At 67.3% G+C, this 22445-nt stretch carries 21 protein-coding genes and 4 pseudogenes; 10 read left to right on the top strand and 15 right to left on the bottom strand.

Annotated elements, in window-relative coordinates:
• Nucleotides 1–55 precede the first annotated feature (55 nt).
• Nucleotides 56–1066, top strand: a complete 1011-nt coding sequence (locus tag ABZ267_RS14245; RefSeq protein ID WP_356755055.1) for an LLM class F420-dependent oxidoreductase — start codon at nucleotides 56–58, stop codon at nucleotides 1064–1066.
• Between the two features lie 57 nt (nucleotides 1067–1123).
• Here the strand turns inward: ABZ267_RS14245 and ABZ267_RS14240 are convergent, their stop codons facing one another.
• Nucleotides 1124–1903 carry a maleylpyruvate isomerase family mycothiol-dependent enzyme gene (locus ABZ267_RS14240; protein WP_356755053.1) on the bottom strand — a complete coding sequence of 260 codons (780 nt, stop codon included), beginning with the start codon at nucleotides 1901–1903 and terminating at the stop codon, nucleotides 1124–1126.
• Nucleotides 1904–1967: 64 nt separating this feature from the next.
• On the bottom strand, nucleotides 1968–2561 hold the full coding sequence (locus tag ABZ267_RS14235; RefSeq protein ID WP_356755051.1) for a hypothetical protein: 594 nt from the start codon (nucleotides 2559–2561) through the stop codon (nucleotides 1968–1970).
• A gap of 140 nt (nucleotides 2562–2701) precedes the next feature.
• Between ABZ267_RS14235 and ABZ267_RS14230 the strand changes: the two genes are divergently transcribed.
• Nucleotides 2702–2995 carry a hypothetical protein gene (locus ABZ267_RS14230; RefSeq protein ID WP_356755049.1) on the top strand — a complete coding sequence of 98 codons (294 nt, stop codon included), beginning with the start codon at nucleotides 2702–2704 and terminating at the stop codon, nucleotides 2993–2995.
• A 22-nt stretch (nucleotides 2996–3017) separates the two neighbouring features.
• Here the strand turns inward: ABZ267_RS14230 and ABZ267_RS14225 are convergent, their stop codons facing one another.
• The 3 genes from ABZ267_RS14225 to ABZ267_RS14215 all read right to left on the bottom strand — a co-directional run bounded on the left by ABZ267_RS14225 (nucleotide 3018) and on the right by ABZ267_RS14215 (nucleotide 6244).
• Entirely contained in the window at nucleotides 3018–4091 is a 1074-nt protein-coding gene (locus ABZ267_RS14225; protein WP_356755047.1) for a prenyltransferase, read from the bottom strand.
• The gene (locus ABZ267_RS14220) at nucleotides 4088–4819 is read right to left on the bottom strand and encodes a class I SAM-dependent methyltransferase (RefSeq protein WP_356755045.1); all 732 of its coding nucleotides are present in this window, start codon (nucleotides 4817–4819) and stop codon (nucleotides 4088–4090) included. Before ABZ267_RS14220 ends, ABZ267_RS14225 begins: the two co-directional genes overlap by 4 nt.
• A 102-nt stretch (nucleotides 4820–4921) precedes the next feature.
• Nucleotides 4922–6244 carry a glycosyltransferase family 4 protein gene (locus ABZ267_RS14215; protein WP_356755043.1) on the bottom strand — a complete coding sequence of 441 codons (1323 nt, stop codon included), beginning with the start codon at nucleotides 6242–6244 and terminating at the stop codon, nucleotides 4922–4924.
• A gap of 261 nt (nucleotides 6245–6505) precedes the next feature.
• Here ABZ267_RS14215 and ABZ267_RS14210 point away from each other — a divergent pair, with 261 nt between their 5' ends.
• On the top strand, nucleotides 6506–7147 hold the full coding sequence (locus ABZ267_RS14210; RefSeq protein WP_356755041.1) for a TetR family transcriptional regulator: 642 nt from the start codon (nucleotides 6506–6508) through the stop codon (nucleotides 7145–7147).
• A 299-nt stretch (nucleotides 7148–7446) separates the two neighbouring features.
• On the opposite strand, the gene ABZ267_RS14205 is transcribed toward ABZ267_RS14210, so the two are convergent.
• Nucleotides 7447–7710, bottom strand: coding sequence for an ATP-binding protein (locus ABZ267_RS14205; protein WP_356755039.1), 264 nt, complete (start codon nucleotides 7708–7710; stop codon nucleotides 7447–7449).
• Between the two features lie 183 nt (nucleotides 7711–7893).
• Here ABZ267_RS14205 and ABZ267_RS14200 point away from each other — a divergent pair, with 183 nt between their 5' ends.
• From ABZ267_RS14200 to ABZ267_RS14190, 3 genes are read left to right on the top strand one after another with little or no spacing between them, the layout of a single operon-like run.
• Nucleotides 7894–8124, top strand: coding sequence for a helix-turn-helix transcriptional regulator (locus ABZ267_RS14200; protein WP_356755037.1), 231 nt, complete (start codon nucleotides 7894–7896; stop codon nucleotides 8122–8124).
• A gap of 22 nt (nucleotides 8125–8146) precedes the next feature.
• Nucleotides 8147–8305 carry a Scr1 family TA system antitoxin-like transcriptional regulator gene (locus ABZ267_RS14195; protein ID WP_356755035.1) on the top strand — a complete coding sequence of 53 codons (159 nt, stop codon included), beginning with the start codon at nucleotides 8147–8149 and terminating at the stop codon, nucleotides 8303–8305.
• Nucleotides 8295–8513: a Scr1 family TA system antitoxin-like transcriptional regulator gene (locus ABZ267_RS14190; protein ID WP_356755033.1), complete on the top strand. Its 219-nt coding sequence runs from the start codon at nucleotides 8295–8297 to the stop codon at nucleotides 8511–8513. The genes ABZ267_RS14195 and ABZ267_RS14190 overlap by 11 nt, the downstream gene beginning before the upstream one ends.
• Nucleotides 8514–8835: 322 nt before the next feature.
• On the opposite strand, the pseudogene ABZ267_RS14185 reads toward ABZ267_RS14190, so the two are convergent.
• From ABZ267_RS14185 to ABZ267_RS14175, 3 genes and pseudogenes are all read right to left on the bottom strand, one after another.
• Nucleotides 8836–9254 (bottom strand): annotated as a pseudogene (locus tag ABZ267_RS14185) (Mur ligase family protein); the annotation flags it as partial.
• A 367-nt stretch (nucleotides 9255–9621) separates the two neighbouring features.
• Nucleotides 9622–9834 (bottom strand): Imm1 family immunity protein, encoded by a 213-nt coding sequence (locus tag ABZ267_RS14180; protein ID WP_356752364.1) that lies wholly within the window; start codon nucleotides 9832–9834, stop codon nucleotides 9622–9624.
• 111 nt (nucleotides 9835–9945) lie between these two features.
• Nucleotides 9946–11396 (bottom strand): annotated as a pseudogene (locus ABZ267_RS14175) (NF041680 family putative transposase).
• Between the two features lie 193 nt (nucleotides 11397–11589).
• Here ABZ267_RS14175 and ABZ267_RS14170 point away from each other — a divergent pair.
• Nucleotides 11590–11928, top strand: a pseudogene (locus tag ABZ267_RS14170) (IS5 family transposase); the annotation flags it as partial.
• A 279-nt stretch (nucleotides 11929–12207) separates the two neighbouring features.
• Here ABZ267_RS14170 and ABZ267_RS14165 read toward each other — a convergent pair.
• Complete coding sequence (locus ABZ267_RS14165) at nucleotides 12208–12738, bottom strand: hypothetical protein (protein ID WP_356752362.1); 531 nt, start codon at nucleotides 12736–12738, stop codon at nucleotides 12208–12210.
• Entirely contained in the window at nucleotides 12717–16373 is a 3657-nt protein-coding gene (locus ABZ267_RS14160; RefSeq protein WP_356752360.1) for a DddA-like double-stranded DNA deaminase toxin, read from the bottom strand. Before ABZ267_RS14160 ends, ABZ267_RS14165 begins: the two co-directional genes overlap by 22 nt.
• A 397-nt stretch (nucleotides 16374–16770) precedes the next feature.
• On the opposite strand from ABZ267_RS14160, the gene ABZ267_RS14155 reads away from it, so the two are divergent.
• Nucleotides 16771–17382: a hypothetical protein gene (locus ABZ267_RS14155; protein ID WP_356752358.1), complete on the top strand. Its 612-nt coding sequence runs from the start codon at nucleotides 16771–16773 to the stop codon at nucleotides 17380–17382.
• A gap of 80 nt (nucleotides 17383–17462) precedes the next feature.
• On the opposite strand, the pseudogene ABZ267_RS14150 reads toward ABZ267_RS14155, so the two are convergent.
• A pseudogene (locus ABZ267_RS14150) lies at nucleotides 17463–17651 on the bottom strand (IS5/IS1182 family transposase); the annotation flags it as partial.
• A 70-nt stretch (nucleotides 17652–17721) separates the two neighbouring features.
• On the opposite strand from ABZ267_RS14150, the gene ABZ267_RS14145 reads away from it, so the two are divergent.
• Nucleotides 17722–18108, top strand: a complete 387-nt coding sequence (locus tag ABZ267_RS14145) for a trypsin-like serine protease (protein ID WP_356752356.1) — start codon at nucleotides 17722–17724, stop codon at nucleotides 18106–18108.
• Entirely contained in the window at nucleotides 18042–19604 is a 1563-nt protein-coding gene (locus ABZ267_RS14140) for an FG-GAP-like repeat-containing protein (protein ID WP_356752354.1), read from the top strand. The genes ABZ267_RS14145 and ABZ267_RS14140 overlap by 67 nt, the downstream gene beginning before the upstream one ends.
• A gap of 210 nt (nucleotides 19605–19814) precedes the next feature.
• Here ABZ267_RS14140 and ABZ267_RS14135 read toward each other — a convergent pair whose 3' ends face one another.
• The 3 genes from ABZ267_RS14135 to ABZ267_RS14125 form a co-directional block, all read right to left on the bottom strand.
• Nucleotides 19815–20318: a transposase family protein gene (locus ABZ267_RS14135; protein WP_356752379.1), complete on the bottom strand. Its 504-nt coding sequence runs from the start codon at nucleotides 20316–20318 to the stop codon at nucleotides 19815–19817.
• A 294-nt stretch (nucleotides 20319–20612) separates the two neighbouring features.
• Nucleotides 20613–20846, bottom strand: a complete 234-nt coding sequence (locus ABZ267_RS14130) for a ferredoxin (RefSeq protein ID WP_356752352.1) — start codon at nucleotides 20844–20846, stop codon at nucleotides 20613–20615.
• On the bottom strand, nucleotides 20846–22315 hold the full coding sequence (locus ABZ267_RS14125; protein WP_356752350.1) for an aldehyde dehydrogenase: 1470 nt from the start codon (nucleotides 22313–22315) through the stop codon (nucleotides 20846–20848). The genes ABZ267_RS14130 and ABZ267_RS14125 overlap by 1 nt, the downstream gene beginning before the upstream one ends.
• Nucleotides 22316–22445 lie beyond the last annotated feature (130 nt).

Here is a 22445-nt window from a genome sequence, read left to right as displayed (position 1 = left end):
CCGTCCCGCACACTCCTCACCTGACGGATCGTCACTTACGGCCGGAGGCAACGGAATGCGGCTCGGACTGGCACTCGGATACTGGGGCCGCGGCCCGGACCCCGGTCATCTCGCTCTTGCCCAGGAGGCGGAGCGGCTCGGCTACGACTCCGTGTGGACGGCGGAGGCGTGGGGCTCGGACGCCTTCACTCCGCTGACCTGGATCGCCGCGCACACCTCGCGGATCCGGCTCGGTACGGGGATCGCGCAGATGGCGGCCCGTACGCCGACGGCGACGGCCATGCACGCGCTGACCCTGGACCACCTCTCCGGCGGCCGGCTGCTGCTGGGCCTCGGCCTGTCCGGGCCGCAGGTGGTGGAGGGCTGGTACGGCCGCCCGTTCCCGAAGAGCCCGCTCACCGCGACCCGCGAGTACGTCGAGGTGATCCGCCAGGTGCTGGCCCGCGAGGCCCCGGTGGAGGTGGCGGGCCGCTTCCACTCCCTCCCGTACACCGGCCCGGACGCCACCGGCCTCGGCAAACCGCTCAAGCCCATCACGCACCCGCTGCGCTCCTCGCTGCCGGTCCTGCTGGGCGCGGAGGGCCCGAAGAACATCGCGCAGACGGTGAAGATCGCGGACGGCTGGCTCCCGCTCTACTGGTCCCCGTACCGCTCGGACGTGTACGAGGCCTCGCTCGCCGGACTCCGCGAGGGCTTCACGATCGCACCGATGGCCCGCGCGCACGTCTGCGACGACGTGGCGGAGGGACTGCTGCCGGTGAAGGCGATGCTCGGCTTCTACATCGGCGGCATGGGCCACGCGGCCCGCAACTTCCACGCGGACCTGATGGCCCGCATGGGCTTCGAGGAGGAGGCGCGACGCATCCAGCACCTCTTCCTCCAGGGCCGCAAGGAGGAGGCGATCCAGGCAGTCCCGGACGCCTTCGCCGACGAGATCTCGCTCATCGGCCCGCGCGCCCGGATCGCGGAGAAACTGGCGGAATGGCGCAAGGGCCCGGTGACCGACCTCCTGGTCACCGCCCCGGACCCGCACACGCTACGGGTCCTGGCGGAGCTGAACGCCTAGGGCGTGTCCGTCGCGGACCCGGCTCTGATCCGCCGGACACGGCCTGGCCGCCCGGGCTCACCCGAACGACGACCGGTCCAGCCAGAAGTCCAGCAGCTTCGCGTCGCCGAGCACCTCGACCCGCTCGCTCGTCGGCTCCAGGCGACGGTTGAAGACCAGCATCAGGTCGGTGAGCGAGCCGCGCAGGGCCACCGTGGCCTTCTCGTGGTCGTGCCGCCAGGTGAAGCGGTCCTCGCCGAACTCGATCAGCCACTCCGCACCGGGCACGTCGGTGGCGTGCAGGTGCAACGAGCGTCCGCCGCCGCGCAGTTCGTCCGCCTCCGGGTCGCCGCCCTCCTGCGCGAAGGAGACGATCCGCAGCCACTCGTCGATGGTGTCGGCGGCCACCTCGGCGTCGACCGTGTACGGGACCCGGGCGGCGAGCGCCGCGTCCGCCCGGTGCACCACCGTCTCGTGCGCCATGCGCCGCGCCCAGAACGCCGTACGCCGCTCCCACGCCCAGCCCCACACCTCGGCGTCCGGCCCCGCCTCCCGCAGCGCGGCGACGGTGGCGGCCGCACCTTCGGCGAGCCAGGCGTCCAACGCGTCCGGATCGTCACTCCCGGGCCCCTCGAACCCCGGCACCTTCTCCTCCGCCACCTCCTCGGTGGCCCGTCCACGGACGATCTCGCCGACCCAGCGGTGCGCGCCGCCGACGTGCACGGCCAGCTGCCGCAGGGTCCAGTCGGGACAGGAGGGGACGGTCACGGCCAGGTCCGCGCCTTTGAGCGTCGCGCGCAGGGCGTCGGTCTGGGCCAGGATCTCGTCGCAGTAACGGTCGTAAGAAAGAAGAGTCATGCCGCGGACCTTAGCCGCGCCGCGGAAGTTGATCATCTGAATAACCTGCGACTGTTCCAGCCCGTCAGCTGCGACTGTTCTGTCCCGTCAGCTGCGAGGTCGAGGGAACCTTGTCCCTCACCTCGGCGCCCGCGTCCTTCCCGGCGTTCTTGATGCTGTCGATGACGCTCTCGAACGCCCCGATGTCTCCTTCGCCCGCCTCACCGTCGCGGAGCTTGGTGGCCATCCCCTTGAGCGACTCGATCCCGGCCGTGAGCGGTGCGACGGCCCGCGACAGCAGCGGGTCGCCCTTGGCGTTCTCCGCGGCCGCCTTGAGCCGGTTGTACGCGAACCCGCCCGCGAGCCCCGCCTTGACGAGGGCGAAGGTCCGCCCGTCGGCCCCTTTCCTGAAGGTGCCCGCGCGGTACGGCTTCACGATCCACTGGTACGTCGCGCCGGCCGCGAGCCCGGCGTTGGCCACGAAGCGAGTCTTGGCGAGCCGCTGCTTCTCGGTGGAGGCGGAAGGGGACGGGCCGGTGGCGGAGGCGGAGACACTCGCTCCGGTGCTGGTCGCACGGCCGGAATCACCGGAATCACCGCACGCGGTGGCGGAGACCAGCACGGCGCACGACAGCAGCAGCGCCACCAGCAGCCGGCGGAGCGGTACGGAACGGGTCACGGCGGCCTCCCGGCAGGGCACGTCACAGGGAGTGACGGACCTCGGCACTCCCGGCCGCCAGACTCACCCGCCCCCGCAAGGCCCGCCACCCGGTACCGCCATTCGGGTTTCACGCAGGGTAAAGCGGTAACCAGGACCCCATGTCCTACAGAACCCGTTCTTCAGGCAGCAGTTCAGCGGCGAGGATCATCGCCGTCGTGGCCGACATCCTGGCCTTCATCATCATTCTCTGGATCCTGATGTACCTGCTGGACGCCAACCGGAGCAACGACTTCGTGCAGTGGGTGCACGACGCCGCCACCTGGCTGGCCGGCTGGTCGTACGACCTGTTCACGTTCGACGCCGCATGGGCGCGGGTCGTGGCCGGTTACGGTCTCGCGGCCGTGGTCTACCTGTTCATCGGGCACGCGGTGGCGGGCCGGATCCGCCGCTGAACCGGCCCACTCGACAACCGGGTCACGGGCAGCAGTCCGGCTCGAGCCCGACCGGCAGCCGGTCCCCGGAGAAGACCGCGGTGGTCGCCTCGTCACCCCCGAGTGCGGCCACCGCCAGCAGCAGCGAGCCCGCCGTCCAGGTGGTCAACTCCTCCGGCCAGAAGGCCTTGTTGCCTTCGAAGACGTACCCGGTCCAGTACAACCCGCCTTCCGCGCGCAGGTGTTGGATCGACTGGAGGATCTCCAGCGCCCGGTCCGACTCGCCGGTCACCCAGAGGGCCAGGGCCAGTTCGCAGCTCTCGCCGCCGGTGACCCACGGATTGGGCAGCACGCACCGCACGCCGAGGCCGGGCACGACGAAGCGGTCCCAGCCTTCCTGGATACGGGCGGTGGCCTCGGCGCCGGTGATGGCGCCGCCGAGGACCGGGTAGTACCAGTCCATCGAGTAGCGGTTCTTGTCGAGGAAGCGCTCAGGGTGGTGGCGGATCGCGTGGGCCAGCGCCCCGGTCGCCAACTCCCAGTCGGGCTGCGGCTCTTCGCGCCGCTCCGCGATGGCGAGCGCGCAGCGCAGCGCCTGGTGGACGGAGGACGAACCCGTCAGCAGCGCGTCGTTCACCGCCGTCCCGTCCGCCTCCCGCTTCCAGCCGATCTGCCCGCCGGACTGCTGGAGCCCGAGGACGAACTCGATCGCCGCGAAGACGGTCGGCCACATCCGGTCGACGAACGCGTCGTCCCCGGTGGCGAGATAGTGGTGCCAGACGCCGACGGCCACGTACGCGCAGAAGTTGGTCTCGCGGCTGCGGTCGGTCGGCTGCTGCGGATCGCCGTCGTGGTAGGCGGCGTACCAGGAACCGTCGCCGTTCTGGTGGCGGGCCAGCCAGTCGTAGGCGCGCTCCGCCGCCTCGTGCTCGCCGGCCGCGTCCAGCGCCATCGCGGCCTCGGTGTGGTCCCACGGGTCGAGATGGTGGCCCCGGAACCACGGCAGCGCCCCGTCCTCGCGCTGTACGGCGAGGAGCGCGGCAACCGTCTCGGCTGCCTGACCCGCCGTCAGGACACCGGGCAGGACGAGGTGTTCGGTCTGTTCGGGAGTGCTCACGCCTCGGCCTTCGGAAGGTGGGGCTTGGTGGCGTACGCGACGAAGCTCTTGCCGACGACCGGGTTGAGCAGCTGTTCGGCGACCCGGGTGGCGAGCGGCTTCTTCATGATGTCCCAGACGAGCAGCTTGTGGTAAGCCCGCACCGGCAGCGCCTTGTCGTTGTCGACGCCGAAGGCGCACTTGAGCCACCAGTACGGCGAGTGCAGCGCGTGCGCGTGGTGCGTGCCGTACGGCTTGAGTCCGGCCTCGCGGATGCGGGCGAGGAGCTGGTCGGCCTTGTAGATGCGGATGTGGCCGCCTTCGACCTCGTGGTAGGCGTCGGAGAGGGTCCAGCAGATCTTCTCGGGGCCGTAGCGCGGGACGGTGATGGCGATCCGGCCGCCCGGTTTGAGGACCCGGACCATCTCGGCGAGGACGCCCTTGTCGTCCGGGATGTGCTCCATGACCTCGGAGATGATCACGACGTCGAAGGAGTCGTCGGGGAAGGGCAGGTTGAGCGCGTCGCCCTCCATCGCGGTGGCGGTGGCACCCTCGGGCGCCTCACCGGCCTCCTTCATCGCGGCGAACCACTTGGCGACCTCGCGGATCTCGTCGCCGTTCTGGTCGAGGGCCACGACCTGCGCACCGCGCCGGTAACACTCGAAGGCATGCCGGCCGGCACCGCAGCCCAGGTCGAGCACTCGGTCGCCGGCGGCGAGCGGGAAGCGGGTGAAGTCGACGGTCAGCACGAGGGCCTGCCTTCGAGGTCGGAGGGACGGGTATCAGGTGAGCGGGTTACGGCAGCCGGGCACGGGATCGCCGTCACCTGCGGGTACGACGAGGTCACGCGGTCACCTGCGGGCTCCGGCTCCGCGGACGGCGATCGCCTGACGGTACAGCTCGGCCGTTCCGGCCGCCGCCCGGGCCCAGGTGAAGCGGGCGAGCACGCGCTCCCGGCCCGCCGAGCCGAGCCGGGCGCGCAGCTCCGGATCACCCAGCAGCCGGGCCAGCGCACCGGCCAGCGCGTCCGCGTCACCGGGCGCCACCGCGAGGCAGGTCTCACCGTCGCGGCCGGAGACCTCGGGGATCGCGCCGCCGGTGGTGGCGACCAGGGGCGTGCCGGTGGCCATGGCCTCGGCGGCGGGCAGTGAGAAACCCTCGTACAGCGACGGCACGCAGGAAACCTGCGCGCTGCGCACGAGGTCGACCAGCTCCCGATCGCTGATGCCCTTGACGAACTCGACCACGTCCGCCAGTCCGTGCCGCTCGATGGCCCGGGCGACCGGCCCGTTCTCGGCCCGCTTGCCGACGACGACGAGGTGGGCGGCGGGGTTCTCCGTACGGAGCTTGGCGAGCGCGTCGACGAGGTGGACGAGGCCCTTGAGCGGGACGTCGGCACTGGAGGTGGTGACGATGCGTCCTGGCACCTCGGCGACGGAGGGGTCGGGCGACCAGAGGTCGGTGTCGGCGCCGATGTGGACGACGCTGATCCGGTCAGCACGTACGCCGAGGTCCTCGACGATCTCGTCGCGGGAGGAGCCGGAGACGGTGAGCACGGTCTCCAGCTTGCGGGCGACCCGCTTCTGCATCCGGGTGAAGGCGTACCAGCGGCGTACGGAGGCGCGCCGGCGGCGGCCGGCGGCGGCGGCCAGGTCGAGCCGGCGGTCCACGGTGATCGGGTGGTGGATCGTCGTCACGAGCGGGGCCCCGAGGTCGCCGAGGAGCCCGTAACCGAGGGTCTGGTTGTCGTGGACGACGTCGAACTCGCCACGCCGGGCGAGGAGATGGCGGCGGGCACGGAGGCTGAAGGTGAGCGGTTCGGGAAAGCCGCCGGTCCACATGGTGGCGACCTCGGCGAGGTCGACCCAGTCCCGGTACTCGCTCCACTTCGGCGTACGGAACGGATCCGGCTGCCGGTAGAGGTCCAGGCTGGGGAGCTCGGTGAGCGGAACGCCTTCGTCGAGCACCGGATAGGGCTGCGCGCCGATGACCTCGACGCTGTGTCCGAGCCGCGCGAGCTCACGCGCGAGGTGGCGGACGTAGACGCCTTGGCCACCGCAGAACGGGTTTCCCTTGTACGTGAGAAGCGCGATGCGCAAAGGCCGGTCGCCGGCCCCGGCGGAGGAGCTGCTGTCGCCCGTGCGGGGGCCCGTCTCCATGGCCTCAGCGGTCACACTCGGCCCCCTTCTGACTGCGTGTTCGCCGGAGCGTAACCGGTAGCGCTAATCTAGAACAAGTTCCAGACTTGATCGTTCGACGTGCATCGAATCTACCCGCAGGTAGCGTCGGTGTGAGGTCCGGAACAGGTGATTCGCGCCACGACGGAGGTCCTGGCATGCTGTGCGCGCCCGGTGCGCAACTCAGGGAACGAACCGCGGATGACGGATCGTGAACGGGGACAGCATGACCACTCACGGATCGCGGATGGGGACAGCATGACCGCGGATGCCAGACCGGCAGCACATCCGTCGACGGACCGCGCCACGCCTCCGCTCACCGAGCGCCAGGAGGCCCGTCGCCGCCGGATTTTGCACGCCAGCGCGCAGCTCGCCAGCCGCGGCGGGTTCGAGGCGGTGCAGATGCGCGAGGTGGCGGAGGCGGCCGGGGTCGCGCTCGGCACGCTCTACCGCTACTTCCCGTCCAAGATCCACCTGCTGGTCGCCACGATGCAGGACCAGCTCCAGCACATGCACACCACGCTCCGCAAGCGCCCGCCGGCCGGGGACGACGCGGCCCAGCGGGTCGCGGAGACCCTGATGCGCGCCTTCCGCGCCCTCCAGCGCGAACCGCTCCTGGCGGACGCCATGGTCCGCGCCCTGACCTTCGCGGACCGCAGCGTGAGCCCCGAGGTGGACACGGTCTCCCGCCTCACGACGGCGATCATCCTGGACGCGATGGGCCTGGAACACCCGACGCCGGAACAGCTCTCGGCGGTCCGGGTCATCGAACACACCTGGCACTCGGCGCTGATCACCTGGCTGTCGGGCCGGGCGTCGATCGCCCAGGTCAAGATCGACATCGAAACGGTCTGCCGCCTGATCGACCTGACGGCGGAGCGGGGGGCGGGGCGGGGCTGAGGAGCGGCGCGGAGTCCCGTCGCCGAGCGGCTCACCAGTGGTTCAGGGTCTCGGCGGCGCGGCCGGACAGCACTGCCGGGGTCCGCCCGGGGCGAGGGTGACGCAGACGCGGAGGGTCTCGGGGCTGTCCGTAGCAACCATGGGCGCGTGGCGGCGCACGCCGGTCGCGTACTTGTCCGGCACCGTGAGCGTCTGCGGCTCGCCGTCCGCCGCGGAAACGTGAACGCGCCCCTGACGCTCTGCCCCCACACCCGCGCCCACCCGGCACCGCGCCCGGCCTCGGGTGCCACCGCCTCCGCTCAGACCGTCTTGCCGATCCCCGCCGAGCGCTCGTCGCCGGCCCAGCGGTACGCCGGCGTCTCCACGAGCTGCAACCCGCCCCCACCGGTCACCAGTTCACCAGGCGCCCGCACCATGGGCCGGCCGTCCCCGGCGCCGCTCGCCTCGAACCGGAACGACGCGCCCCGCTCCCGGCACACCATGCGTACACCGATCATCCGGCCCCCCGGAACGGCGTCACGCAGCGCGTTGGCAACCAGCTCCGGGAGCAGCAACTCCTGCACGTCGAGCGGCGCCTGACTGGCCCGACACTCATCGAGCTTGGCGCAGGAAGGCGCGGGCTCGGGGGACGCTGCTGCGGCGACGAACGAGACGAAGGCTGGCCTCGCAGAATTCGGGCTGCTTTGCCGTGCCCCCCAGGGATGAACCACGGGAGGGCAAGTGCCACCCGAGGAGGCGGCGTTGAGATGTCTGGCTTCTCCACAGCCGACGCCGCCGAGGTCCTCGACTGCACCAAGGCCAAGATCAGCCACATCGAGACCGGACACGTGCCGGTCCGTACGCCAGACCTGACCGCGCTCACACACGCGTACGGACTGACGGGCCCGCAGCCCGTGACCGTCTGGCGTCGCTCGCCCCCAGCGCCAACAGGCGCCGCCACCAAGGCTGGTGGCGCCATACGGAGACGTACTGGGTGACACGTACCGCGACCACATCGAGATGGTGTCCATCTGTGACGGCATGAAGACGTTCCAGATGCGGCTGGTACCGGGGCTGCTCCGGACGCACGCTTACGGGAGGGCCGTGATCGTCGCCTCACACGCATGGCAGAGGGCGGAGGAGGACGACCAGTTCGTGCAGGGTGCGTATGGCCCGTGAGGAACGCCCGACCAGGGACACCCCCTTGGAGTTCTGGGCCGTCCTCATGGAAGGTGTACTGCGCCAACGGGTCGGCCGGCCGATAGTGATGCACGACCAATTGCAACACCTGGCAGACCTTGCTGAGCACCTCAACATCACTGTCCAGGAACGTAGACCTCGCACGCGCCCGCCGACGGCTCCTTCCCCACGGGACACGTCAACGTAAACGCCTCCTCCACCCAGCCCCACGCGAGCAGAATGTCCACACCTGCAGATACGGCCGGTAGCCAGCCGGTCTCCGCGAACGGCTTCATCACCGCCCACGCCCGCTCGCACTCACCCGCCGCTTGCAGCACGCGCACGGCGCCCTACGCGCAGAACCAGTCATCCCGCTCGGCTGCCGCCCGGACCACCAGGTCCACGTGCCCGTGCTCAAGGAGAGAGTCCACTACCCGCGGAGGGACTCCTCCGTTCCGGTCCACCTGCCTCTCAAGATCATCAATGTTCACCGGGACGGAGCAGGAGCTACCACTGACAATGCGGCACACCCCGTTCAGGAGGACGGCGACCTCGCCGGTCAGGCCGCGCGGAGTGACCTTGTGAACGCGTACGTCGGCGTCCTCGGCGGAGCCGTAGGTGACGATCTTGAGATCGGCGAGGGCACGGACCCGGCGGGTCAGCTCCACCGCGCCGGGCTGGTCGGCGGAGATGACCAGCGTGCCGCCGGGAACGACCTTGCCGACGAACGTCTCGAAGGAGTCGTAGATCTCGTCCATCGAGGCGTAGTTCGCGTGGTGGTCCAGCTCCACGTTGAGGACGATCGCGACCTCGGGGTCGTACTTCTGGAAGCTGCGGTCGCTCTCGTCCGCCTCCGCGACGAAGATGTCGCCTTCGCCGTGCGTGGCGTTGGTGCCGGGGCCCTGCAGATCGCCGGGCCGATGGCATACGAAGGGGCCAGGCTCAGCGCCCAGTGCCGCTTCGACCGCATCCTGCTCGTCGGCAGGAACGACGAGTGGGCCTGGTTCGAGCAGTCCATCGGCCAGTTCGCCGGCGTACGTGTTCTCGTGCACCCCGCAGCCCCATACGAACGTCGACTTCCTCATCCCAACGAGTCCTGCGACGGCGAGACCGCCCTGGACCTGACTCCGGACCAGTCGGCCCACAGGGCGACGAGCGCGTTGGATTAGACGGGCCGGGGCTTCCTCGTCCATCCGGCTGTGGGCCCTTTGCGGGTGAGGCGACGGGGCAGGAAGGGCGTTTCGCCCCAAAAAGCGACTGTGCTGTGGCCATCCCCGCAAGGGATGGCCACAGCACAGTTCCGGAAACTTCGCCCGTTACGCCCCAGTCACTTCTGTGTCAAGCTCGCCGGTGTAGTGGCCCTTCGCCCATTGCACCTTCGCAGGACGAAATCCGGTTCCCGTGTGAAAATACTCTTCCACCACAGCGCGAATGACTGGCAAAGGAACAGCACTTACCCGATCGAAGAAGGTAGGACACGATGGATCAGAAATTACCCTGGGATCACGGTGCGGAGGATTGGGATTCAAGGATACCCAACACTGAAGGCGGCAAGTCGGCCCGGAATCGGACAATCTGACGCCTCGGCGCAACTCTTGCCGGGTCTGCGTTGAGTTACGGGACAGCCTTTAGCTTGTTCTTTAACCTTTCGACCGTTGTAGAGCGATAAGTGTTGTCTCGCGGCGGACGGTTTTGCCCACGTCGTAGCGGGGTGCCCGGTGTCTGTTCGGGGTACCAGGTGGTCGTCCTGGGCGGGGTCGGTGGGGTTTCGGTGCTCTGGCGGGGCAGGGCAGGTGCTGACGGAGGTTCCGAAACGTCCGTCAGACCCGGGCAGGTGTGCGCCGGTGCGGTGCGGTCGGCTTCTCCCAGGGGTGCCGTAGGTCGTGGACGATCGGCCGGACGAGCCGGAGCTGGGGTGTAGGCGGCGATGATCAGCCAGGTCCACCGGTCGGCGGCCTCGGGTTCCCGTAGTCGGGGCTTTGTCCAGCCGAGGGTCTGCTTGAACAGGCGGAAGATGTGTTCCAGGTCGAAGCGCCGTAGGAATGCCTGCCAGGCCCGGTCGACGTCCGCGTCGTCGGCGCCGGCCTTCGAGACCACAACCACACGGCCGGGGCTGCCCGGTCCTTCGAGAGGTGCTCGACCTCCAGCCGGATCAACGTGCCTTCGACCAGTGGTAGTTCACCTTTGTGGTCGAGCCAGGCGGCCCGGAGGGTGAGCCGCGGATGGGCCCGGTCCCAGGCTTGCGCGGTGGCTTTGCCGTAGTTGGTGGTGGCGGTGCGGGTCGTGACCGCGGGCTCGGGCCAGGTCTCGGGCCTGGCGAAGCGGAACTCCGGCCCGTGCTTCGGGGGCCGGCCTCCCTTCGGGTAGAGCGCGGCGTACTCCTCGGGCGTGGGTTTGGGCAGCCGCATCACGCGGTCGCCGCGGACACGGCCAATCAGCTCGACGGTCAGGTCCCGCAGGACCCAGGCCAGGCGGGTGATGTCGTAGCCGGCGTCGGCCACGATGGTGATGTCCGGCCCGCCCGGCACCCACTGGCCCGCCGCGATGAGCTGTTCGACGACGCTGCGGAGCTGGGCGGCGGTCACCGCGGTGGCGTCGTCGGCCGGTCCGAGGCGGACCGCGTCCAGGATCTGCGTCCAGGACGTGGCGCCCATTTCCAGCACGGCGACGAACGAGTAGGGCCAGCCTGGGATGAACTGCGAGGCCGTCTTCGCTCTGCCGTAGACGTGGCAGAACAGCGGTCCGGTGAGCACGGTGCGTCCGACCGCAGCCACGGCGAGACATCGACCGCCAGGACCAGGCGTCCGTCGGGGAAGCGGGGCAGCGGGAGCCCGGCCAGCAACGACCGCAGCCGGCCGGTGTCGATCCGTCCCTCGTTCAGGCCGTCGTACATCGCTCCATGTCCACGGCGGTGTTCGGGCAGGAGCGTCAGCTCGACAACCGAGTGCACTGCACCGGGCGCACACAGCACCGCATCGGCGAGTTCGAACAGCTCATCGCCGCGACCGGTCAGACACGCGTACAACTCGTCCCGGAAGCGTGATGCTTCCGCGAACGCTTCACCCAGAACCTCCTGAGGCAGCAGACTCACACTCACGGCCTTCGTCTTGATCGGTGCACCTTGGTCGGAGCACATGATCAGACGAAGGCCGCCACACTGTCCGGCGAACGCCCAGCTCAACGGCATAGTTCGAAGCACATTTCGACACCCCAGGTTAAAGAACAAGTTGGGTCGCGTCCGGCGGATCATGTGACCTTCTGACCGGTCGCTCGTTGGTTCGGGTATGGGGCGGGGGGATCTCACGAATCGCGAGTGGTCGTTACTGGAGCCGCATCTGCCACCTCCAGGTGGCCGGGGCGGGCGGTGGAACGACCACCGCATCGCGGTTAACGGGATCCTGTTCCGGGTCCGGACCGGTGTCCCATGGCGTGACCTGCCGGAACGTTATGGCTCGTGGAAGACCGTCTATGAACGGCATCGCCGCTGGTCGGCGGACGGCACCTGGGACCGGCCCCTGCAAGCGGTCCAGGCCGAAGCCGACTTTGCAGGGTGGATCGGCTGGTCGATGGTCGGTGTCAGCTCGACATCCTGCCGGGCCCATCAGCACGCGGCCGGCGCCCGCAAAGCCCGTCCGCAGATCCCGAAAAAAGGACGACGCCCCGGCACCACCGCCCTGTCCAACACGCGACCAGCACCGGCAGGTTAGAAAAGGCTCGGTGTCGCGTAGTCGCCGTTCGTCTGCGACTTGCGTGCCCGGACTGTGCAGCACAGTCCGGGCACGCAGAATTTGAGAGCGCACTGTGGGTAGGAAGTGACGATTGTTCGCTTAGGCGCCATTAACCTGGGAACCGCAGGGCCTTGCTATGACACACAAGACTCCAGGAAGTTCCAGACAATTCACCTAAATTACTTCTCCTGTAGGATGCCCCGGTGTCCACGCGATCGACTCCGGCCGAAATCCGGAACCTGCGTGACAGAATTCCTCGGAAACGGTCTTGAGCTCCGCGAATGTAAGAATTGTTCTGGGATCTGCGACGGCTCCTGTCCAAGGATCGAGGAGCACTTTGGCTGTTGAGTGCGGGCGGTGGGAGGCAAGAGAGACCCACACGTTTTCATCGGCCTTGACCTTCCCTGAATTCACCATTTCGGCTCCCACGACAGAATCGCAATTCCAAACAGCGATACCAAAGCCGAGGTCGATGTCCAAGTAGAGCAGCAAGTTACTGTGCTCCAGTCTGAACGTGTCGCCGTTTACGGGATCCGCACCTACGAAGGAGAACCAAACCTGCGCAGAGTTCCCCTCGCGTACATTCTCCGGAAAGGACGTGAAAATCTCCTCAATCTTTTTGTCTACTTCCTCTTTTGTCGATGGGAAAATTTCCCCACCAAGGTTAACGCAAAGCCTCATAGCTACCTCTTTCGGGTGCCGCACAATTCCTTTCCCCTTCTGCTTCCGGGGTAGAACACGTCCATGCACTGTCCTTCGAAAAGAACAAGCTTGACGGCGTCCATGCAGTTGTGGCGACGACTCTCTGGACACACCCCTGCGTTGTTGTTGATGACAACTGTTATCTTCGTCACGGCTTTCTGTGACTGCATCCACGCCGCGTACTTTGTTTCGACGTGCGAAGCGGGAGGGTACTTGACATTCGGGTAGGGCTTGTATCGGGGATCTCCGGACTTCTGGAGAAGGTCGTTGGCAAGCTTGAACCAACTATCCGTTTCGCCACTTATGAGCAAGTCTAGCTCCTTAGGGAGACCAGGCACCAGCTTATTGTCACCGGTGCGGGCTACGCCTGCCGTCTTCCCGCCGAGTGAATCCATGCTGGGTAGTCCATCTACGAGACTGTAAGCCCAGGCAGGGCACTCAGGATCGTTCTCGACGCTGCTTCGAGCGAACCTTGAAAAGCTTCCCTTTGGCAGGCAGGCGATGGCTTTTCGAACGGCTCGGGTGTTCTTTAGGGCTTCGACGCCTTCGTCGATTTTTCCGAGGAGTTTGAGTTTGCCCCAGGGGAGGAGGCCGGTGGCGGCTAGTGCGCAGTCTGCGGCTACTGGGTTGGCGATGCATTTTTCGATGTCGGCGAGGCCGGTGATCTCCCATACCACGGTGTGGGTGGTGGTGCCGGGCGTTGCCGTGTCGTAAATCCATCGGAAGATGGGCAGTTGGCAGGGGTTCGGGAAGAAACGGCCCGGAACGCAAGCCTTCTTGCGCGGCCCTTCCTGGGCTTTGCGTTCCTCCTCAGCTTGGCGCTGTGCTTCCTTGAGCTCAGCTTCAGCGAGCTTGCGGGTCTGTTCCCAGGCGGCGGCTGCTTCGGCTTTGGCTTCGTCGGCGCTTTTGCCCGCTGCTATGGCGGAGGCGTGGGCGTCGTCCTTGGCTCGGTCGGCCTTCTTCGCTGATTCGCGGGCGTAGGCGGCGGAGAAGGCTGCGTTGGCTGCGGAGTTTTCGGCGGCTTCGGCGTCCGCGTCGGCCCGGTTGGCGGCGGCCCGTGCGGTGGCGGCGGAGGCGGCTGCGTCGGCGGCGCTGGATTCGGCGGCCCCGGCGGAGGCGTTGGCGTCGTTCGCGTGGTCTTGTGCCTGGTCGGCGGACTTCTGTGCCTGGGCGGAGGCTTCTGTGGCTTCCTTGGTGGCGTTGATGGCCTTGGCGGCGGCTTCGGCTGCGCGCCAGGCGTCCTCGTGCGCCTTGGCCGCGATCATCGATCCTTCGGCCAGGAGGCCTTGGAGGTGTCGCTGGTGGGTGGTGGCGAGGTCGTCCTTGCGCTGGGCCATGTATTGGCCGACGGTGACGAACTCGTGAATGAGCTCGGCGGGGCCGGCCAGCGCGATGGTGGCGGCTGCCTTGAGCTCGGGGCTGCCTTCGGTGGCCAGCCGGGCGGTGAGGATCCGCTCGTCCTGGAGCCGCTTGCCGTACTGGCCGGCTTGCAGAAACTCGGCGAGCGCCTTGGGCGTCCCCGTCTTGAGCGCGGCCTTTGCAGCTTCACTGACGTAGGTGCCGCCAGTGGTGGCGAGGTGAGCAACTTCGATCCGCGTGTCTGTGCTCCCGGCTTCGTACTGGCCGGTGGTGTAGAAGGCCTCGATCTGCTCCGGGCTGCCGGTCAGTGCTGCGGTGGCTGCAGTGCGGACGGCTTCGATCGGGCTCTGGATACTGAGGTTGACGACTCGCTGGCGGATGTCCTGCTGGTCGGCTTCCTTCCACCGGGTGCGCAGGTAGTTCAGGACGTCCTGGTCGGTGCCGGACAGTGCGCGGGCGGCGGCTTCCTGCTGCCAGGGACCAAGCATCTTCATGGCATGCACGGCGAGCTGGCGGCCCTTGGCCGCGGTTGCTTGGACGTCGACGTCGGGCTGGGCGGCTTCCTGGGCCAGGCCCGCTGCCGTGGTCTGCAGAGACCGGGCTTCGGCGGCCGCGGAGGCCGAATACTTGATCGCGGCCTCGGATGTTGCCCTCATCGACCGGGCCTGCTCGATCGCCGCATCCGTGCGGGTTTCGAGTTCGGCGGTCTCGGTCTCCCGCGCCAGAGCATAGATCTGCTTGGCTTGATTGACCGCTGTCGTCGCGGCCGCAGCTGCGATCTTCGCCTGGTCAGCGTTCTTCTTCGCCACGGCGGCGTAGGTCGCCGCATTGCCGGCGTGGTCGGCGGCGTCGTCGGCAAAGTCTGCCGCCTTACGCGCGTGGCCTGCAGCGTTGTTGGCGGCGTCGCGAGCACCGAAGGCCGCCTGAGCGGAGCGGTCGGCCAGCCCGGCGGCCCGGACCGCAGCCCGGTCGGCTGCGTCGGCGTGGCGACGTGCTTCAGCTGCGGCATTGCGCGCCTCGTTCGAGTGCGCGCCTGCGGCGTCGGCGGCGTCGTTCGCCCTTATCGCGGCGTCAGCTGCCGCGCGGGCGTTGGCAGCAGCGCCTCTGGCGTTGGCCGAAGCCAATCCAGCGGCTGCCGATGCCTTTCCAGCCAGTTCGGCCGCGCGCCCTGATTCCTCAGCTGCGTCCGCAGCTTTGCGTGCGGTGGTGGCGGCCTTTCTTGCTTCCGCAGCGTCTTGCTGGTTCTTGCCTGCGGCGATGGCCTTCTTGTGGGCCTCGTTCGCGGCGGTCGCGGCTTTGTTGGCGGCCGAGGCGGTTTGCGCGGCAGCGAGCGCGGCTCGCCGCGCGGCAGCATTGGCTGCATCCGCCGCGCCGATGGCCACTTGGGCCGCCTCGGCTGCGGCCTTGGCGGCATCCGCGGCCTGCTGGGCCTTGACCGCAGCGAGCTTGGCATCGTCCTTGGCGGCTTCAGCCTCCTCGGCCGCCTTCAACGCGGCCTCCTTGGCGAGCCTGGAAGCCTCGACCGACTTCTTGGACGCTTCCTCAGCCCGCTTGGTGGCGTCAGCGGCCTGCTTGCCGGATTGCTTCGCCTGCTTGAGCAGTTCCTCGATCTTGGTCTGCTCCAAGTCCCGGGCTCGGGCGGTAAACTGCCCGATGTCCAGGAACTCGGCAATATCCTCCGGTGTGCCGCGCAGGGCGACTGTCGCAGCCGTCTTTACGTTCGCGGTGCCATTACTGGCGAGATAAGCAGTTTCGATCCGGTTTTCGGTCCGTAGAGCAGTGTATTGACCCTGGCTCAGGAAAAGTTCCCGATCCTCGGCGGATCCCAGGAGGGCAGCCTCGCCCGCCTCGCGTACGTAAGTTCCGCCCAGTGTTGTCAGCCGGGCGGTTTCAATTCTGTTGTCCTGGTCCTGCGGTTTCTGGTAGCCGAAGAGAAGGAACTCCTCCAGCTCGCTCGGCGTCGTCTGGAGAGCTGCGACTGCAGCCTCGCGAACATACGGGCCACTGGACATTGCCAACCGCGCGGTCTCGATGCGGTTGTCGATGTTCTGGATGGAATCGGCGTTCTGGAGGAAATTCTGAATTCCTTCATCACCGCCGAGCAGAGCCTGTTCGGCGAGTTCTCGCAGGCCGGTCCCGCCGGTTTTCCAGTAGGTGACGATGTCTGCGCGTATGCCTTCGGACGACGACATCGGAGCAGCCGGAGCTGCTGTTGCCGGGGTGCCCAGCAGTCCCCCCAAAAGGCCCGCAGAAAACAGCAGCGACAAAAGCCGTCGCATGCTCCCGTATCTACCCAATGCTTTAGGACCGACAGGTCTGAGACGTATTTGTTTTTTCATGCAATAACTCCTCTATCGGCGAGGACTCCCCGCTCGGGCAAGTGCCGCCCTGCAGGATAACGCAGAATGGAGCGACCTCCTGAGGGAACTCAACTATCGGGAAGCACCGAGCCGATCAGGACGAGATCGGCCAGAAACCATCCGTGCAGTCCTTACCGGATCTCAGAAGTCTACATATCACTATTATAATACTTTTTGCCTTATTTGAGAACTATAGAACTCCTAAAAGTTATTTGTGGGGGTTTCGGTAGGAAATTTTCCGTCAGAAGCCACCGCTACGCTGCGCGCGTGGTCGCAGAATTAACGAAAAGGTGGCGTAAATGATCATGGAGGTTGTGTGACGTGTATTATCTTCAAGCTGGCCGTGAGGGGCTTTCTCGGGCTTGGCTTACCTCTCGTCGGTACAGCCTGCCCGAAGTTCACTGAAGAAATTTATCTACCTAAGGATTCCACTATGCCTAGTTCACGGAAATCTCTTTTGCTGGCTACGACCACCGGGCTGGCGGTCCTCGTGGCCATGCTGGGTGTCGCCCAAGCTGACACCGGTGACGTGCCGAAGTCCACTGCGGCAGCAGATATGCCATCCACAGTAGAGGACTTCTCCTATCCCGGCGCGGCTAAAGTGCAAGAAGAAACGGGAGCGATTCTCAAGCGTGGCGACGGAAATTTGATTCTCATAGGGTGCGACGGAAGTGAGGATATCCGCATCGAAAGTGCCCACGGCCAGGAATTCTTCTGCTTCAGACTTCTCGCCAAACCGGCTTTCCTTACCCTTGAAATACCCAGGGCGTACGGAATCTGGACCACCGACGACCCGGTGAAAGCCACCGTTCAAAAAGTCGACGGAACATCCAAGGTCATTAACGCCCCGGCAGGAACGTTCACCGGATACGGCGAATCTGGAGAAGACCGTGAACGCACCACGCTGATAGAACTCCGAGTGACTTAGAAGTCCTTTCGGAATCCTGGGTTCTGGCAGCGAGGGTCATTTAGTGAGCGTTGGAGGAAAGCGCCGCGCATGTCGTCTCAAGCTTCCCAGCGGGTCCGCAAACGGCGAGGGCCATAGAGCCAGTCAGTGGCGGACTCGGCAACCCATCGCACCCGGCCACCCAAATCCGAGCCATGCGGCTGACCGCACCGGGCGATATTCGGGATCATGCCGTGCTCGCGCAGTCGACGATGACAGCTGTCGTGGTTGTAACCGCGCCCGGCGTGTAGCGCCCCGGGGGCCGCGCCGCCTTCGAACGACGCAGGATCAAATTCTAACTTTCCAGTCTAAGGAAATGTCATGTACGCGAGACGTCCCCGCCTTCTGTGGGGTACAAGCGTTGTCGCCATACTTGCGACGGTAGTTGCCACCGCATCCGCCAGTGCTCTCAATGGCACCCAGGCTCCCGCGCAGCTCAGCTTCGTTGCGAAGATCAATGTCGGGGAGCAGTCTGCCTGCACTGGGGCTCTTGTTGCCCCGCAGTGGGTGCTGACGGCGTCATCGTGCTTCTCCTCCGATGGGGCACGTCCCTCGGTAAGCCGGCGGTCGCCACCACCGTCACTGTCGGCCGCGTCGATCTCACACACGCTGGCGGCAGTGTCCAGCAGGCCGTTGACCTCGTGCCGCACCCCGACCGCGACCTCACTCTGGTACGGCTCGCGAAGGCCATCACCGACCCGGTCATAAGACCCGTCCGTATCTCCGCCACCCCGGCCGCCCAGGGCGAGGAGCTGTCAAAGGCGGGCTTCGGCCGGACCAAGACCGAGTGGGTACCCAAGAAGCTCCACACCGGCATCTTCACCGTGGCCTCCACCACAGACACCTCGGTCAGCCTGACCGGCTCCGATACCGCCACCGTATGCAAAGGCGACGCGGGCGGACCCGCTCTGCGCACCGTCAACGGCACGCCGGAGCTGGTTGGGATCAGTTCGCAGTCCGGGCAGGCGGGCTGCCTCGGCACCGACCCCACCCAGATGAGCACGAGCGCGCTCGACACCCGGGTCGACGATATCGGCCCGTGGATCGCCATGGCGACGGGTGCCCGCTGGGGTCAGGCGGGTGAGAGTGCTGCCGCCTCTCAGGAGCTGTCGGGTGACTTCGACGGTGACGGAAAGGGCGACACCGCGGTCCTGCAGGCCTACCCGCCGGCCGCCGGTGGGGCGCGGCATGCGGCTCTGTGGAAGTTCACGAGTACGGCTGCGGGCTCGTACAACCCGGTGCGGGCGTGGGACAACCTGGCGGCTGGGCCGGGGTCGTGGGAAGCGGAGCGGTCCAAGGCTGTCGCCGGTGACTTCAACGGTGACAGCAAGGCCGACGTGGCCGTGCTGTACAACAACGGCCAGAACACCGACGGCACTTTCCGTACCACCCTGTGGACCTTCCTCAGCAACGGCACCGGATTCGACGCCCCGGTGATGAAGTGGTCCTCCGGCACCACGTCGTGGGACTGGAACCGCCTGGAGCCGTTCGCCGGCGACTTCGACGGCGACGGCAAGGCCGACGTCGGTGTCCTGTACGACATAGGCACGGCTGCCGACGGGCGCAGTGTCACACGGCTGTGGACGTTCACCAGCAACGGTGACGGTTTCACCGCGCCTGCGGTGAAGTGGACCTCGAGCTTCTCCTGGGCCTGGGACCGGTCCCTGCCCGTGCCCGGCGACTACAACGGCGACGGCAACACCGACGTCGCGGTCCTGTACAACAACGGCCAGAGCACCGAGGGACGCAACCAGACCAAACTGTGGACCCTGAGCAGCAACGGCGCCGGATTCAACGCGCCGGTCGAGCAGTGGTACTCCGGGACGATGTCATGGGACTGGGCCCGGTCCAAGCCGTTCGCCGGTGACTACAACGGCGACGGCAAGGCCGACATCGGCATCCTCTACAACAACGGCCAGCACTCCGACGGACGCAACCAGACCACCCTGTGGACCAGCAACGGAGACAGCTTCGACGCCCCGGTCACCAAGTGGTCCTCGGGCACCGGCTCCTGGGACTGGAACCGCACCCAGCCCGTCACCGGCGACTTCAACGGCGACGGCAAGGCAGACATCCACGTCCTGTACGACTACGGCCAGCGCCCCGACAACACCTACCGCGCAGGCCTGTGGCGGTTCACCAGCACCGGCCCCACCTTCACCAACCCCCTCCTGATCTGGGACAGCATCAACATCGCCCCCTGAACACCCACACCACCCGCCGCCCCGGTATGAACATCACGAGGCGGCGGGTGCTGCACTCCAACCCCATATGGGGACGACTTAAGGAGCACAGCGGGCCGAAGCAACACAAATCAATAAACGCCTACTTCGCAGAGCAGTCACCCCCACCCCTGGCCGCCTGGGCCGGCGTCGTCTATGTCGCCTTCGTCGTGGACACATTCTCCCGCCGCATCAACGGCTGGTCGGCCTCGGCGACGGCTTGACCAAGTCGCTCATGTGCTCTCGACAGACGAGATGCCGTGTCAGCGTGCCTTGCTCTGACGCTCGGGCACCTCCTCGTACCAGTCGGGGGCGTTCCTCCTGAATTGCGGTGAGGGTACGTGTCCGTCGGCCCGAGCTCCGAGTCCTTGGTAGCCGGCATCGGCAAGGATCTCGACCGCGGGACCGTCTGCCTGTTCTTGCCGGAGGTGAACCGGTCCCCGTCTCCTTGCGGCCGACAGCCGGGCGGCGAACACGGATCTCGGTGCCGCCGATGATGCCGGTTCTCCCGCTCGCACCGAGACGGTCCACAGCTTCGGCCAGGGTCCGCAGCCGCACGTCGGAGTTAACGGTGCACTCTCGCTCGGCGAGCAGGGGCCGCACCTCAACGGCAGTCCGGGTGACAGTCGAGCGGTCCGCACCGAACCAGCAGGCCAGTACGTCATATGTGGCCCCGTATCGAAGGTGCACGAGCATGGCCAGGAGCCGGTCGACGGACACCAACTGGTGCTTCGCACCGGTGCCCACGGCACGCTTCCGCAGCGTGGAGGCAAGCCTCGCCTGGTGCCGCTCATGCCACAACATGACGACTTAGGCAGCGAGTTGAGCGACCGCAGCGGCCGACAGACCCGTGATCCTCCGGTCGCCGAGTCGCTCTACGAGTCGCGTTCCCCACCTCGCAGCCATGATCACCAAACCGGATCTCAGCGCTCCACCCCCTGCCGTGAACGAGCTCGTCAGCCACGCACAGAGAGCAGGGACGGGAAGCCCTCACTCCTCCGGCGGAAACACCACCTCCCCCGACCCCGCCAGCGTCAGCGTGATCGCCTCCACCGGGCAGCCCTCCGCCGCCGCGAGGACCTGTTCGCCGGCGTCGCGGTCCTCCTCCCGAGGGTGGGACTGGCAGGCCGTGTCCAGGTGGAAGGCTTCCGGGGCGTGGTTGACGCACATGCCGGAGCCTATGCAGAGGGAGCGGTCGACCTCGACGTGCCAGCGGTCGCCCATCATGCCTCCCGGTGGCCGGCGGGGAGGTGGATCATCTTGTGCTCGAAGAACTCGCCGTAGCCCTCGGGGCCGAACTCGCGGCCCAGGCCGGAGTTCTTGTAGCCGCCGAACGGGCCGAGCATGTCCAGGCTGAAGGTGTTCACGCTGTACGTGCCGGTGCGGACGCGGCGGGCGATGTCGATGCCGCGTTCGGTGTCGGCCGTCCAGACGCTGCCGCTGAGGCCGTACGGGGAGTCGTCGGCGATGCGGACGGCCTCGGCCTCGTCGGCGTACGGGATCAGGCAGATCACCGGGCCGAAGATCTCCTCGCGGGCGATGCGCATGGAGTTGTCCACCGAGCCGAAGAGGGTCGGCTCGACGTACCAGCCGCGTTCCTGGGAGGCCGGTACGTTGCCGCCGGTGAGGATCTTGGCGCCTTCCTCCTGGCCCAGCCTGATGTAGTCCAGGGACCGTTGCTGCTGGCGTCGCGCCACCAAAGGGCCCAGCTCGGTGGTCGGGTCCATCGGGTCGCCTATGCGCAGAGCTCCCGCCGCTGCCGCGAACGCCTCCGCCATCTCGTCGTAGCGGGAGCGCGGGACCAGGATGCGTGTCTGGGCCACGCACGCCTGGCCGTTGATCATCCAGGCGAACGGGACGATGCCCGCGACCGCCGCCTCCAGGTCCGCGTCCGGCAGGATCACCGCCGCCGACTTGCCGCCCAGTTCGAGGGTGACGCGGGTCAGGTTGCGCGAGGCCACCTCCATGACGCGGCGCCCCGCCGCGACCGAGCCGGTGAAGGAGACCTTGTCGACGTCCCGGTGGCCCACCAGGTACTCGCTGACCTCGCGGTCCGCCGGGAGGATGGAGAGGACCCCGGGTGGCAGGCCCGCCTCCGCCGCCATCTCCGCCAACAGGTAGGCGTCCAGAGGGGTTTCCGGGGAGACCTTCAGGACGGCCGTGCAGCCCGCGAGGAGCGCGGGAGCCAGTTTGGCCGCGGCCGTGAACTGCGGGACGTTCCACGGGACGACCGCCGCCACCACCCCGACCGGTTCGCGGCGGACCAGGAGCGGGCCGAGGACGCCGTCGCGCCGTTCCTCGTACGGGAAGGTGCGCGCCACCGTGATCGCCGAGTCCCAGACCATCATCGCGGCCAGCGCCTGCACCATCACGCTCGCGCTGTACGGCGTGCCGTTCTGCGCGCTGATCAGGCGCGCGAACTCCTCGTACCGTACGGCGAAGGCGTCCTTGATGCGCGTGATCACCGCGATCCGCTCGTCCAGGCCCATCCTCGGCCACGGGCCCTCGTCGAAGGCATGGCGGGCCGCGGCGACCGCTCGGTCCACATCGGCCTCGGAGGCGTGCGGGACGCGGCCGATGACCTGTTCGGTGTGCGGAGAGATCACCTCGATGACCTCGGTGGAGAGCGGATCGGTGAACTCGCCGCCGATGAACAGCTGTCCGTGTTCCACAAGCTCCGTAAGTTCCGTCATGGCTGCCGCCTCCCGTGAACCCGTGCACCGCGACTGACTGCTCGTCAGAACTGATACCAGTTCCTGTTCCAGGAGTCCACGGCGCGGACCGCACCCGAGAGGCGTCGACTTGGTTCGCCCGGGCTACCAA

Origin of the sequence: Streptomyces sp. NPDC006174, from assembly GCF_040614075.1 — a bacterium.
Lineage (GTDB): Bacteria > Actinomycetota > Actinomycetes > Streptomycetales > Streptomycetaceae > Streptomyces.
Note: the sequence above shows the minus strand (reverse complement) of the source record. Positions and strands in the feature narration are given on the sequence as shown.

Excerpts from the sequence above, each read along its gene's own strand:
- ABZ267_RS14245 (WP_356755055.1), top strand. The coding sequence starts at position 56 with ATGCGGCTCGGACTGGCACTCGGATACTGGGGCCGCGGCCCGGACCCC.
- ABZ267_RS14240 (WP_356755053.1), bottom strand. The coding sequence starts at position 1,903 with ATGACTCTTCTTTCTTACGACCGTTACTGCGACGAGATCCTGGCCCAG.
- ABZ267_RS14195 (WP_356755035.1), top strand. The coding sequence starts at position 8,147 with ATGGTGTCCATCTGTGACGGCATGAAGACGTTCCAGATGCGGCTGGTA.
- ABZ267_RS14230 (WP_356755049.1), top strand. The coding sequence starts at position 2,702 with ATGTCCTACAGAACCCGTTCTTCAGGCAGCAGTTCAGCGGCGAGGATC.
- ABZ267_RS14160 (WP_356752360.1), bottom strand. The coding sequence starts at position 16,373 with ATGCGACGGCTTTTGTCGCTGCTGTTTTCTGCGGGCCTTTTGGGGGGA.
- ABZ267_RS14135 (WP_356752379.1), bottom strand. The coding sequence starts at position 20,318 with ATGCTCGTGCACCTTCGATACGGGGCCACATATGACGTACTGGCCTGC.
- ABZ267_RS14200 (WP_356755037.1), top strand. The coding sequence starts at position 7,894 with ATGTCTGGCTTCTCCACAGCCGACGCCGCCGAGGTCCTCGACTGCACC.
- ABZ267_RS14210 (WP_356755041.1), top strand. The coding sequence starts at position 6,506 with ATGACCGCGGATGCCAGACCGGCAGCACATCCGTCGACGGACCGCGCC.
- ABZ267_RS14130 (WP_356752352.1), bottom strand. The coding sequence starts at position 20,846 with ATGGGCGACCGCTGGCACGTCGAGGTCGACCGCTCCCTCTGCATAGGC.
- ABZ267_RS14125 (WP_356752350.1), bottom strand. The coding sequence starts at position 22,315 with ATGACGGAACTTACGGAGCTTGTGGAACACGGACAGCTGTTCATCGGC.
- ABZ267_RS14190 (WP_356755033.1), top strand. The coding sequence starts at position 8,295 with ATGGCCCGTGAGGAACGCCCGACCAGGGACACCCCCTTGGAGTTCTGG.
- ABZ267_RS14145 (WP_356752356.1), top strand. The coding sequence starts at position 17,722 with ATGTACGCGAGACGTCCCCGCCTTCTGTGGGGTACAAGCGTTGTCGCC.